9 protein-coding genes are annotated in these 13630 nt (G+C 58.6%); 3 read left to right on the top strand and 6 right to left on the bottom strand.

Annotated elements, in window-relative coordinates; genetic code table 11:
• The first annotated feature begins 53 nt into the window (after nucleotides 1-53).
• A complete protein-coding gene (nadE, locus tag ACWKV9_RS11640) occupies nucleotides 54-881 on the top strand; it encodes an NAD(+) synthase (protein ID WP_483836258.1) in 828 nt (275 codons plus the stop codon).
• 219 nt (nucleotides 882-1100) lie between these two features.
• Nucleotides 1101-2123, top strand: a complete 1023-nt coding sequence (locus ACWKV9_RS11635) for a 2-oxoadipate dioxygenase/decarboxylase family protein (RefSeq protein WP_483836257.1) — start codon at nucleotides 1101-1103, stop codon at nucleotides 2121-2123.
• A gap of 134 nt (nucleotides 2124-2257) precedes the next feature.
• Here ACWKV9_RS11635 and azu read toward each other — a convergent pair whose 3' ends face one another.
• On the bottom strand, nucleotides 2258-2704 hold the full coding sequence (azu, locus tag ACWKV9_RS11630; RefSeq protein ID WP_483836405.1) for an azurin: 447 nt from the start codon (nucleotides 2702-2704) through the stop codon (nucleotides 2258-2260).
• A 411-nt stretch (nucleotides 2705-3115) separates the two neighbouring features.
• On the opposite strand from azu, the gene ACWKV9_RS11625 reads away from it, so the two are divergent.
• On the top strand, nucleotides 3116-3289 hold the full coding sequence (locus tag ACWKV9_RS11625; RefSeq protein WP_483836256.1) for a hypothetical protein: 174 nt from the start codon (nucleotides 3116-3118) through the stop codon (nucleotides 3287-3289).
• Between the two features lie 141 nt (nucleotides 3290-3430).
• Here ACWKV9_RS11625 and ACWKV9_RS11620 read toward each other — a convergent pair whose 3' ends face one another.
• The 5 genes from ACWKV9_RS11620 to ACWKV9_RS11600 form a co-directional block, all read right to left on the bottom strand.
• Nucleotides 3431-4324 carry a transglutaminase family protein gene (locus ACWKV9_RS11620; RefSeq protein WP_483836255.1) on the bottom strand — a complete coding sequence of 298 codons (894 nt, stop codon included), beginning with the start codon at nucleotides 4322-4324 and terminating at the stop codon, nucleotides 3431-3433.
• A complete protein-coding gene (locus tag ACWKV9_RS11615) occupies nucleotides 4324-6828 on the bottom strand; it encodes a circularly permuted type 2 ATP-grasp protein (RefSeq protein ID WP_483836254.1) in 2505 nt (834 codons plus the stop codon). Before ACWKV9_RS11615 ends, ACWKV9_RS11620 begins: the two co-directional genes overlap by 1 nt.
• Nucleotides 6829-6966: 138 nt before the next feature.
• Nucleotides 6967-10257, bottom strand: a complete 3291-nt coding sequence (locus ACWKV9_RS11610) for a transglutaminase family protein (protein WP_483836253.1) — start codon at nucleotides 10255-10257, stop codon at nucleotides 6967-6969.
• A gap of 172 nt (nucleotides 10258-10429) precedes the next feature.
• A complete protein-coding gene (locus ACWKV9_RS11605) occupies nucleotides 10430-10906 on the bottom strand; it encodes a hypothetical protein (RefSeq protein WP_483836252.1) in 477 nt (158 codons plus the stop codon).
• A 243-nt stretch (nucleotides 10907-11149) separates the two neighbouring features.
• Entirely contained in the window at nucleotides 11150-13453 is a 2304-nt protein-coding gene (locus tag ACWKV9_RS11600; protein WP_483836251.1) for a YgiQ family radical SAM protein, read from the bottom strand.
• Between the last annotated feature and the right edge of the window lie 177 nt (nucleotides 13454-13630).

Genomic DNA, 13630 nt, shown 5'->3' with positions numbered 1-13630 from the left:
CCGCCCACCCTTTTGATATGCCTATTTTTCTTCTTCTGCATAAGGAGTAAATCATGCAAGCCGTACAGCTCGAGATCGCAAAAGAGCTCAACGTTCAGGCGCCGTTTGCCAATCCAGGCGAGCTTGAAGCCGAGGTCGCACGTCGCATCCAGTTCATCAAGGAGCGCCTGCAGGCTTCTCGCCTGAAGGTGCTGGTATTGGGCATCAGCGGCGGCGTCGATTCGCTGACCGCAGGCCTGCTGGCGCAACGTGCGGTGAACGAACTGCGCGAGAGTACCGGCGACAAGGGCTATCAGTTCATCGCCGTGCGCCTGCCGTATCACATTCAGCACGACGAACATGAGGCTACCGCTTCGGTTGACTTCATTAACCCGGACGAGCGCCACACCGTGGACATCGCGCCGTCAGTCAAAGGGCTGGTGGAGCAGGTGAAGGCTTTCGAGGGCCAGTCAGACGCTGCTGTCGATTTCGTCAAAGGCAATATTAAGGCGCGTACGCGCATGGTCGCGCAGTACACCATCGCGGGTGTACGCGGCGGGTTGGTGATCGGGACGGATCATGCAGCGGAAGCGGTGATGGGCTTCTTCACCAAGTTCGGTGACGGCGCTTGCGACCTCGCACCACTGAGCGGCCTGGTGAAGAACCAGGTCCGCGCAATTGCTCGCAGTTTTGGCGCCCCCGAGAACCTGGTTGAGAAAATTCCGACTGCTGACCTGGAAGACCTGGTTCCCGGCAAACCGGACGAAGCCTCCCACGGTGTGACCTACGCTGAGATCGATGCCTTCCTGCATGGCGAGCCGTTGCGCCAGGAAGCGTTCGACATCATCGTCAATACGTACCGCAAGACCCAGCACAAGCGGGATTTGCCGTACGCCCCGTGAAGAGAGCTCCCTTTTGTAGGAGCGCGCTTGCCCGCGATTGCGGTTCGCCGGTCACATCTATGGTGTCTGACCAATTGCAATCGCGGGCAAGCGCGCTCCTACAGAGGTAACACGCGGTTCAATAGAAATTGGAATGACCCCGTCGATTTTTTTCGCTTGTCGAGGTTCGTCTTCGGGGCTTAGATAGCGGCCTAACTTTCATAGTCAGAGCCGCTGCCCATGCCGTCTTTCCAAGGCCTGTTTTCTCTTGTTGCATCGACCGTCGGCCAGCCTGCGGCCGATTGGCTATACGATCACGTCGAAGTCCCGGACGGCTTGCACTCTTTTGCCTGGAGCGAAGACGCTATCCATCGCGTGTGGCTGGCCGAAGCGCTGAACCTGTGTCTGTTCCACAAGCTGGTTGAAGCGGTGCCGGACGGCCGTCGCTATGTCGATGAACAGGCGCAGAACGGCAGGAAAGTGGTGTTTGATCATGGCGCCATCCGCACCGTGGACTGGGCCGCAAACGGCGAATTGCCCCGTGGTCGCCAAGCGTTCTCGCGAATTCTGGAGCCGCTGGGCTTCACCGACGTGCGCACTTATCCACTGACCAAACTCAACATGACCGGCTGGGGCTATCGCCAGCTGGATCTACCGGAAGACATCTCGCAGTTCTTCGTCTCCGAACTGCATCCCGGTCGCTTGAGTGAATCGTTCCAGAACGCTGTCAGCCGCGTAGTTGGCTCAAGCCGCGATCCTTTGGCCGCTGAACACCTGAGCATCCTCCAACGCCTGCAACTGACCCGCCATTGCAGCTTGGCAGAAGCCACGCTCTTGCTCCCGGCGGTCTATTGGGCATTTGGCCGTCAGCATGGCGTCGTGCGGGAAACCGACTATCGCGTGCTATTGGGGGAAAGCGCGGAAATGGCGTGGATCGCCACCGAAGGCAACAGCTTCAATCACCTGACCGACCGTGTCGTGGATCTGGAAGCCGTGGTGGAGGAGCAAATTCGTCTTGAGCGGTCCATGAAAGACAGCATCGAGGTGTCGACGTCGGGCCGCGTCATGCAGACGGCGTACAAGGCCTGCACTGTCACCCGGTCATTGGCTGACGAAAACGGAACCCTTCAGCCGCATCAAGTGCCGGGCTCGTTCGTTGAGTTCATTCAGCGCAAAGTCGACCCGGAGAGTGGGAAGATCGACCTGAATTTTGACAGCAGCAACGCGCAGGGGATTTTCAAAATGACGGATTCAAAGCGCTGATTGCCTGCAATCTATGACTAACTGTGGGAGCGGACTCGTCCGCGAAGAGGCCAGCGAGTCCGATGCAAATCTTGCGTCTGATAAATTGCATTCGCGGACGAGTCCGCTCCCACAAGTGACAATGGAACTCTCTTTTACTTCAGCGTCACAGCACCTTTCATCATGCTGATGTGCCCAGGGAACGAGCAGAAGAACGTGTAATCCTGGCCCGCTTCCAGCTTCGACACATCGAAACTCACTGAATCCTTTTCCCCAGCACCGATGATCTTGGTGTGAGCGATGACGCGGGTATCGCCCTCTTTCAGATAGCTTTTTTCGATCCCGGCGGACGAACCGTCAGTCGCAATGGGTTGGGCGTCTGCGGTTTTGCTCAGGACCCAGTTATGGCCCATGACGTTTTTCGGCAGACTGCCCGAGTGTCCGAGGTTGACGGTGAAGGTCTTGCAGCTTTTGTCGATCTCGATAGCTTTGGTGTTGAAAGTCATCTGGTCCGTCGAGTCGACGTCGACCGAGCATTCTGCTGCCAGCAAGTGACCACTGACCAGGGTGAGCAGGGATGCAGCTACCAGTTTACGAATCATCATGTATCTCCAAAGGTTACTTTTGATTTTTGTATACAAAGACTGCCTCAACTCCAGACAATTTCCAACGCCTAATTTAAGATTGCCGACTTACGACGTGCTCTATCGGGCCCATCGAGACAATCAAGCAGCCCAGATTACGGGCTGGCACTACCATGGCGACATCATCATTTAGGAGTAGTGGCCATGGAACTTAGTAGTCTTTTTCGCAGTTTGCTCGCAGCCTACGCCTGTGGCGCGAGCGGAAGTTACGCCAGGGAGCCTCAGTCGTACAGTGAATACAGGCGTCTGGCGCGGGCTGTCTGACAGTTTACGAAGCAGTATCCATGTGCCGTTTGCCAGCGTTTAAGTGTGCCGAACGCCTTTCTCAGGCAGAATGAGCACACTTCACTACTGCCCAGAGGATTGCCCATGGCCAAACCCAACTATTCCTTCGCGAAACGTCAGAGAGATTTGGCCAAAGAGCAGAAGAAAGAAGAGAAGCTGCAGCGTAAACAGCAAGCAGTGCAGGACGAAGCGGCTGTCGAAGGCGAGACCGTTGAAGGTCAGGTCGAAACCACCCCGGACGAGACAACGCCTAACTGATTTTGCTCATGGGTCGAACTTAAAACCGGCCGTATTGCACTGTAGGAGCGTGCTTGCCCGCGATGACATCAGCACAGCCAACATCACTGGCGACTGATACACCGCAATCGCGGGCAAGCGCGCTCCTACAAGGGTGCATCGCTATACTGCTATAGGCATCACCGTCACCCGCACTTCCGGGTCGTGACTGCCACCTCCGAGAATCACCCCCCGCAACGGCGATACGTCCGAAAAATCCCGTCCCCATGCCAGGCTGATGTGCTCAAGCGCAGGCTGGATGTTATTGGTCGGGTCGAAATCGACCCAGCCCAACACCGGACAAAATACCGAAACCCATGCATGGGACGCGTCGGCGCCGATCAGTCGTGGTTGACCGGGCGGTGGCTGAGTCAGCAGATAGCCGCTGATGTATCGCGCCGCCAGCCCCCGCGAACGCAGGCAGGCCAGCATCAGATGCGCGAAGTCCTGACACACGCCACGTCGGGTTTCCAGCACCTCCACCAACGGCGTCGCTACCTGGGTCGCCTCATCATCGAAAGTGAATTCGCTGAAGATTTTTTCCATCAACGCCTGGGCGCATAGCAGCACGGGCCGCCCCTGCGGAAAACAGCTTTCGGAAAACTCTACGAACGACTGTTTGAGATGCACGTAAGGCGACTCGAAGCGATAACGACACGCCTCGAGAATGTCTGCCGACACCCGCTTTGCGCTGTACGTCAGCGCGCTCTGAGTGCTGTTCCAGGACTGCGATTCATTGAAGTCGAGCAGCGGACGCTCGAGCACTTGTACCCTAATGCGCGCATTGACCTGCAACTCATCGTGCGGGCGCTCGAAGGCAAGTCGCGTCAGCGGGTTGCCGAAAACATCCAGCTCATCCCGGCGGCAGGTCGGCATGGGATTAATCAGCAATTGGCGCTCAGTACACACCTGCCACGGACTTTGCCGCGGCCATAGATGCGCCAACTGCTGCGCCAGAGAAACCGGGCTGTCATAGCGGTAATGGGTGTCGTGAAGAATCTGGTAATACGCGCTCATCAGACAGACACCGTGCGTTGGCTGATGTCATCGACATGAGCAAAGTGGCGCAAGGCCAACCGATCGGACACCGAGCCACTGGCCTCACCAATGTTTTGCAGCAAGTCCGCCAAGCCTTCGAGTACCGCCTTCACACTGCTTTCGCCAAACAGCGGATTCTCCAGCGTCCCGAGATCGAACGCTGACAAGCGCCGACTCAGCGTCGAGAGGCTGGCATCGCGTGGCGCGCCGAAGTCTTCATTCAAACGGTTCAACGAACGCGACACCAATTTGAGCTGAAACAACACCGCGTGGGGGTTTTGCTCATCGAGCAGCAGCAGGTCGAGGACCGGAATCAGTTGCGGAACCGCTAAGTAACGCGAGCGATAGGTGATGCTGCTGTTGCCCAGTTCAAGCAGCCACTCAAGGCCTGCCTGATCCAGCGCGGCGTCGCTGCGCAAAAACGCCGCCAGGCTGGTGCTGAGAAATTGCAGCCGCTCAATGCGCCGACCGATCATCAAAAAGCGCCAGCCCTCGTCGCGAGTCATGTCATCCAGCGCAAAACCTGACAACGCCGCCAGAGACATGACCAGACGGTTGAGGAAATCCAGCAGCTCACCGAAATCGGGCTCCTCGGTTTCCAGCGCCATAGCCTCACGTTGCAGCTCGACAAGCGCTTGCCAGTTTTCCCGGGACAACTTGCCACGCACCTGCGACGCCGCCCACTGCAAACGTTGCAGATTGGAGCGCAAGCTCGAGGGCCAGTCGTCCCCCAGCAAGGCCTCCAACAGGCGATCACTGAGCTCTTGGCCCTCTTCTTTTTCGTCTTCCATCGGCAGCAGATGCAGACGCTCACCGAGCTCGACCGCCGCTTGCAGCGCCAGGGCATCGTCGCCGTCCACGTAGCGCGACAGCATGATGCGCAGCAGCCGCGCGGCGTCATCGCAACGCTCGCAATAACGACCAAACCAGAACAGGTTTTCCACCACCCGCGACGGCAAATAGGGGTCGCGGCGGATCAAATCATGAACGCCCAGTGCGCGCTGCCCCTTCCACGGCTCGCTGCCAACGGAACGCTCACCGAGAATCCAGGTGTCCTTACTCGCACCGCCTCGCTGCATCGACACCACATCGGCGTCAGCTTCTGCCGCCACGCGGGTTAGACCACCCGGCAGCACGCGATAGCCCTCGGCGCCCGCGACTGCATAGACCCGCATGCCAATGGCGCGGGGTTGCAACTGGCCGTCGTTGGATTGCCAGATCGGCGCCTGAGACAGCTGCGCCAGTTCCTGCGCCACGTAGGCGTAGGGGCGTGCTTGCATGCGAGAGGCCAGCGCCTTACGTTGTTCTTCCGTTAAATCACGGCCGAACACCGGGGCGAAACTCTGTGACGGAAAGGCTGGCTTGATCAGCAATTCGGGCATTTTCTCCAGCGCTTGCGCCAGCACCGGCGGTTCCCCGCACCACCAAGTCGCCACGGACGGCAGGATCAGTTCTTCGCCGAACAAAAATTCGTTGATCTTAGGCAGGAAGCCCAGCAATCCGGGGGATTCCAGCACCCCGCTGCCCAGCGCGTTCGCCACCAGCACCCGGCCCTGGCGCACGGCTTCCAGCAAGCCAGGCACGCCGAGCGCCGAATCGGTACGCAGCTCCAGCGGGTCGCAGAAGTCGTCGTCAAGCCGGCGCATGATCGCGTGTACCCGGCGCAGGCCGCTCAAGGTTTTCAGATAAACCGTGGCATCGCGAACAGTCAGGTCTCCGCCTTCAACCAGGGGATAACCTAGCTGCCCGGCGAGATACAAATGCTCGAAATAGCTCTCGTTGAAACGCCCCGGCGTCAGCAACACCACCAGCGGCGCCTCGTTGCTGCTCGGCGCCTGACGAATCAGCGTCTCTTGCAGAGAACGGAAGAAGCCCGACAAATGCTGCACTTCCAGATCGCGATACAGCTCAGGGAAGGCGCGGGAGACGATCAGGCGGTTCTCCAGCGCATAGCCAGCACCCGATGGCGCCTGTGTGCGGTCTGCGGTGACCCACCAACGACCATCCGGCGTGCGCGCCAGATCCACGGCGTACATATGCAGAAAAATACCTTCCGGTGGCGTCATTCCCTGACACGGCCACAGAAAGTTGTTATGTCCGAACACCAGCTCAGCGGGCAGCAGACCTTCGGCGATCAGCGTCTGCGGGCCGTAAAGATCAGCCAGAACGGCGTTGAGCAAGCGCGCACGCTGGGCAATGCCCGCCGACACTTGCTGCCACTCCTGCGCTGGAATCATGTGCGGCAGCAGGTCCAGTTCCCACGGGCGGTCTGCACCCTTGGGATCGGCATAAACGTTGTAAGTGACGCCGTTTTCCTGGATTTGCCGGGTCAACAGCGCCTGACGTTGAATCAATTGCGAGGGGGTGCTGCGTTGCAAGTGCTCGTACAGACGCAGCCAATGCGGGCGGACAGCGCCGCTGGCATCGAGCATCTCGTGGTAAGTACCCGCTGAAAGCGGATAGCGGTCAAGCAGGTCGGGCATGGAGGGCTCGGCAGACGACTGATTAAGACTTCAGGTTAGCGCAGGCAAATGACATACGGACTCAAGCGCTTCCTTGCGGCATCCATAGGGTCACGCCGCCTGAAGCTTAAAGACTTCAGACGGCTGCCTGGGCCGGTTTTAATGCAGACGCATGTCCAGCGTCATGGGCAACTCGTCATTGATCGAAACGGGCTCGATCACCAACTTGCCAGGCGTGTGGCCCACGCGGAAGAACCGCGACAGGCGCCGGCTTTCGGCTTCGTTGGCGTTGACCGGCAGCGTTTCATAGTTGCGACCACCTGGATGCGCGACATGATACTCGCAGCCGCCCAGAGATCGATGCATCCAGGTGTCAACGATGTCGAAAATCAACGGCGCATGTACGGGAATGGTCGGTTGCAGACAATTGGCTGGCTGCCAGGCGCGATATCGCACGCCAGCCACGAACTCTCCGACACGCCCTGTTGGCTGCAATGGCACCGGAATGCCGTTGCACGTCAGTTGATAACGTTGTGGCGGCAGGCCGTTGACCTTCAACTGCAAACGCTCAAGCGATGAATCCACATAGCGCACGGCGCCGCCCGCAGCGCCCTCCTCACCCAGCACGTGCCAAGGCTCGAGGGCCTGACGCAGCTCAAGTTCGATGCCGCTGACCGCGTAGTCGCCGACTTTCGGGAAACGGAATTCCAGGTGCGCCGCGAACCATTCGGCACGCACCGGATAACCCGCTGCGTTAAGGTCAGTGATGACGTCGGCGAAATCCTGATCGATGAAGTGCGGCAGCATGAAGCGGTCGTGCAGCTCAGTACCCCAGCGTGCCAGCTTGGCCGGCGCATAAGGTTCGCGCCAGAATTTGGCGACCAGTGCGCGCAGTAATAACTGCTGCGCCAGACTCATGCGCGCATGGGGCGGCATTTCGAAAGCACGCAGCTCCAGCAAGCCCAGACGCCCCGTTGCGCCATCCGGCGAATACAGTTTGTCGATGCAGAACTCGGCGCGGTGGGTATTGCCCGTCACGTCGATCAGCAGGTTGCGCAGCAGACGGTCCACCAACCAAGGCGCACATTCTTCACCCGGTTTGGGCATTTGCGAGAAGGCGATTTCCAGCTCGTACAAGGAGTCGTTACGCGCCTCATCGACCCGTGGCGCCTGTGAGGTTGGCCCGATGAACAAGCCGGAAAACAGGTACGACAGCGAAGGATGGTTGTGCCAGTAGCTGAGCAGACTGCGCAGTAGATCGGGCCTGCGCAGAAACGGCGAATCGCCAGGCGTCGCGCCACCCAAGACGAAGTGGTTGCCGCCGCCGGTGCCGGTGTGGCGGCCGTCAATCATGAATTTTTCCGTGGTCAGCCGCGTCAGTCGCGCTTCTTCGTACAGAAACTCGGTGCGCTCAACCAGCTCGTCCCACGTCGCGGACGGCTGCACGTTGACTTCGATCACGCCCGGATCCGGGGTGATGCGGAAGTTGGAAATGCGCGGATCATGTGGCGGTTCGTACCCTTCAAGCAGCACAGGACAGTGCAGTTCCTCGGCGGTTGCTTCGATAGCAGCGACCAGCTCCAGATATGCCTCAACTCCCTCCAGAGGGGGCATGAACAGGTACAGGCGCCCGCCACGCACTTCTGCGCCCAGCGCCGTGCGGGTCAGCCACTCGGCAGATTCGTCGATTTCCGGAGTACGGTCTGCATTGGTGTCAGTACGTTCAGTCAGTGCATCGACTTGAGCGTTAAGCTCATCACGACCGGGCAGGTCAGCGAAGTCCTGATTGAAATCGGTCGGATGGATGTAGGGATACTCAGCAGCCTTGACCCACGGCTGGGACGCCAGCGGCAGGCGATAGCCCAGCGGCGAATCGCCCGGGACCAGACGGCAGTGCTCATCACGCAAGTACCAGCGGCCGGTTTGCCAGTGTTCATCACCGGCATCGCGGGCCAACGGCATGACGTAACCGATGACCTTATCCAGCCCCTGAGAGAACACTTTGCGCAGACGCGCGCGCTCCAGTTCGTCTTCCAGACGCGAATCCTGAGCGCTGACGTTTGCCGGCAGCGCACCTTCGCGCCACAAGTAGTAGAAGTTATCTTCGAAGGCCGGGAACACATATCGCGACGGCAGCTTCAGGCGCTCGGCGACGCTGCGCAGAAAACGCCCGGCCATCTCGCTGTCGGTGCCGTAATCTTGCTGCTCGTCAGCGATCAGCGCGGTATTTCGCCACACCGGCTGACCGTCGCGACGCCAGAAACAGTTCAGCGACCAACGCGGCAATTGTTCGCCGGGGTACCACTTGCCCTGACCGAAATGCACCAGCCCCTGTGGCGCGTAATGCTTGCGCATGCGCTGGAACAATTCGGCAGAGAGAATGCGTTTCTTCGGGCCCAGCGCGGCGGTGTTCCATTCGTCGCCATCGCGATCATCGATGGACACAAACGTCGGTTCGCCACCCATGGTCAGGCGCACGTCGTCGCGCACCAGATCGCTGTCGATCTGTCGGCCGAGGGCCTGGATTTCCAGCCATTGCTCTTCGGTGTACGGCTTGGTGACGCGTGGCGCTTCCCAAATCCGTTCTACCGACATCTCATGGCTGAACTCGGTTTCGCACGGCTCAACCAGCCCGCTGATTGGCGCGGCAGAAGAAGGATCAGGGCTGCAGGCAAGCGGAATGTGCCCCTCGCCCGCGAACAGACCTGAAGTCGCGTCAAGACCTACCCAGCCTGCGCCGGGCAAATACACTTCGCACCAGGCGTGCAGATCAGTGAAGTCAACATCGGTGCCGGACGGCCCATCGAGGGCCTGAACATCGGCTTTGAGCTGCACCAGATAACCTGACACGAAACGCGCCGCCATCCCGAGATGCCGTAGCAATTGCACTAGCAGCCACGCCGAGTCACGGCATGAGCCAGAGGCGTTTTCCAACGTGAATTCCGGCGTCTGAATGCCCGGTTCCATCCGGATCAGGTAGCCGATGTCCGCCGCCAGACGCTGGTTGAGCCCGACGAGGAAATCAATTGCGGGAATCGGGGTGCGGTCGATGCTGTTCAGATACGCCTGAAATTTAGGCGTCAGCGGCAGCTTTTCCAGGTACGGCGCAAGCTCGCGCTGCTCTTCACTGGCGTAAGTGAACGGAATCTTGTCGGCGTAGGGCTCGAGGAAAAAGTCGAACGGATTGAAAACCGCCATCTCGGCGACCAAATCAACTTCGACCCGAAATTCGGTGGTCTTTTCAGGGAAGACCAACCGCGCCAGATAATTACCCTGCGGGTCTTGCTGCCAGTTGATGAAGTGGTTTTCAGGCAGGACTTTCAGCGAATAGGACAGAACGCGCGTGCGGCTGTGCGCCGCTGGACGCAGGCGTACGATTTGCGGACCCAGTTCTACCGCTCGTTCATAGCGGTAATGCGTAACGTGGTGCAAGGCAATATGAATCGACACGGCGTGCCTCCTGCGAGCCTAAACGGTAACGGAGCCGCGCAAGACTTATGCCATCCGGGCAAAGCACCTGCGGCTCCGGCAAAGATGCTGCCCGCTCAGCTAAGCACAGCACCAAAATCGCGCCAGCGGCGACCGACCGTGCAAGGGTCGCACGGAAATGAGGCGGGTGGGGTTATTTGCAGCGTTCACGTTTTATGCGGCGTATTCGCGCTCTGCGAATTCCTAGGTAACGCTCGCGTTTATAACGGACGACGACAACAATTTTACGGAATTCCCGATGGCGATTTGAATTTAGGTTCAGCAACCCAAGCAGCGGAAAAAGCACACCCAAGGTATAGAGGACTTTGTGCGGCCTGTGCTCAATGGTTGGCAGTACCGCCAGCAGGCAACCAAGGAAAACGAAAATTACGCCCCAGACCCACTGCGGTCGTCCATACACCAGAAAAAAATGGCAGGTGCATATCACAACTGTCACACCCATCAGCACTGCGAATAGCCAAATCGCGCTGACTTCTATAGGTACATCTATGAAATAAGCATCAAGAACCAGTGATTCGGCAGTGACTAGTGAGAGAAGCGTCAAAAATATCCCGCCCATGAAGGTCGGGAAGTAGTGTCGCGAGAATAACAAGTACTCTAACGGCCTCATGACTGGCTCACCGCCTCGCATACCGCAACCGCATCCGTTTGCACGTTTACCGAGTTCATCCCTGTTCCTTGCTGAATCGTGGAGCAGAGAGAATAGGTAGTCGGCGACCCAAGAACTGTAGGAAAAGGTTCGGTACTACGTAGGATTGCTCCCCTTCTTCCTGTAGTGCCCTGGATCAACTTCAAAATCCGAAAAGCAAAACGCCAACTCGTAAGTTGGCGTTTTTATTTACTGCTTGAAGGTTTAGCGCGGGAAGACCGGCTTACGCGGAGGCTTGCCGTTGGGTTTGCCTCCCTTTGCCGCGTCCATGCGCTCTTTGGCGGCTTGCTTGTTACGGGCCATCGCCGCAGCTTTTGCTTCTTCGCGCTTGTCCCACGGTTTGCTGCCGTCGCTGGCGCGCGGTGGCAGGCCGGTGTGCTGGGTTTGAATCAGCGTGGTCTTGCCGACCTTGTGGCTACCGGATGGCGTGGAGTTCTTGCGACGAGCGCTCTGGTAGCTGTCGGTTTCTGGCTGATGCTGCGGGATCAGCTGATTCTTGCCCGAGCCGATCAGGTCGGAACGGCCCATGCGTACAAGAGCCTCACGCAGCATCGGCCAGCCTTTCGGATCGTGATAGCGCAGGAAAGCCTTGTGCAGACGGCGCTGCTCTTCACTCTTGACGATGGTGACCGAATCACTTTTGTACGTGACCTTGCGCAGCGGGTTTTTACCCGAGTGGTACATCGCAGTGGCCGTGGCCATCGGCGACGGATAGAACGCCTGCACTTGGTCAGCACGGAAGCCATTGCCCTTGAGCCACAGCGCGAGGTTCATCATGTCCTCGTCGGTAGTACCCGGGTGGGCCGCGATGAAGTAAGGAATCAGGTACTGCTCTTTGCCTGCTTCCTTGGTGTACTTCTCGAACATGCGCTTGAACTTGTCATAGCTGCCAATGCCCGGCTTCATCATCTGATTGAGCGGACCTTCCTCGGTGTGTTCCGGGGCGATCTTCAAGTAACCACCAACATGGTGGGTTACCAGCTCTTTCACGTATTCCGGTGACTCGACGGCAAGGTCGTAACGCAGACCGGAGGCGATCAGAATCTTTTTCACCCCAGGCAAGGCACGGGCGCTGCGGTACAACTGAATCAACGACGAGTGATCGGTGTTCAGGTTCGGGCAGATGCCGGGGAACACGCACGATGGCTTGCGGCAGGCGGATTCGATTTCCGGGCTCTTGCACGCAATGCGATACATGTTCGCGGTCGGTCCGCCGAGGTCGGAAATGACGCCGGTGAAGCCCGGAACCTTGTCGCGGATCTCTTCGATCTCGCGAATGATCGATTCTTCGGAACGGTTCTGGATGATCCGGCCTTCGTGCTCAGTGATCGAGCAGAAGGTACAGCCGCCGAAGCAGCCGCGCATGATGTTCACCGAGAAACGGATCATGTCGTAGGCAGGGATTTTTTCCTTGCCGTACGCAGGATGCGGGACACGTGCGTACGGCATGCCGAACACGTAGTCCATTTCTTCGGTGGTCATGGGAATCGGTGGCGGATTGAACCAGACATCGACTTCGCCGTGCTTCTGGACCAATGCCCGAGCGTTGCCGGGGTTGGTTTCCAGGTGGAGCACGCGGTTGGCGTGGGCGTACAGCACCGAGTCGTTACGCACTTTTTCCATGGACGGCAGACGAATGACCGTCTTGTCACGGGTCATGCGCGGGCTGGCGAGAATCTGAACGACTTTAGCTTCGTTCGGGTCCTCAAGCGGGCCTTTATCTTGCTCGATGGCGCAGGCTTCGGTGTCTTGGGTGTTGACGTACGGGTTGATGATCTTGTCGACCTTGCCCGGACGGTCAATGCGCGTGGAGTCGACTTCGTACCAGCCTGCCGGCGTGTCGCGACGAATGAACGCGGTGCCGCGCACATCGGTGATGTCTTCGATCTTGTGACCGTAGGACAGGCGCTGCGCAACTTCGACGATCGCCCGCTCGGCGTTGCCGTACAAAAGAATGTCGGCGGCGGCGTCGATCAGAATCGAGTTGCGGACCTTGTCCTGCCAGTAATCGTAGTGGGCGATGCGGCGCAACGACGCTTCGATGCCACCCAGGACAATCGGCACATGCTTGTAGGCCTCTTTGCAGCGCTGGCTATAAACCAGGCTCGCGCGATCCGGACGCTTGCCGGCCATGCCGCCGGGAGTGTAAGCATCATCGGAACGGATTTTCTTGTCGGCGGTGTAGCGGTTGATCATGGAGTCCATGTTGCCAGCCGCGACGCCGAAGAACAGATTCGGCTCACCGAGCTTCATGAAATCGTCTTTGGACTGCCAGTTCGGCTGCGCGATGATCCCGACGCGGAAGCCTTGCGACTCCAGCAGCCGGCCAATGATCGCCATGCCGAACGACGGGTGATCGACGTATGCATCACCGGTGACAATGATGATGTCGCAGGAATCCCAGCCAAGCTGATCCATTTCTTCCCGACTCATCGGCAGGAACGGCGCTGGCCCGAAACATTCGGCCCAGTACTTCGGATAGTCAAATAACGGCTTGGCTGCTTGCATGTCAGGACCTACGTGTTTGCACGTTGGAAAATCGCGGGCGCGGAATATAGCACAAATTTTGATCAAGTCCGACGATGGTGGTCGGAAATTGAGGCGTCGCACCATCCCTGTAGGAGCGAACTTGTTCTCGAGACAAAATTCCAGCCGACGCACTTGCATTGCCTGACAAGGCGTCTC

The organism is Pseudomonas corni (assembly GCF_057128765.1).
The sequence above is the reverse complement of the archived record's forward strand: the minus strand, read 5'-3'. Positions and strand labels throughout refer to the sequence as shown.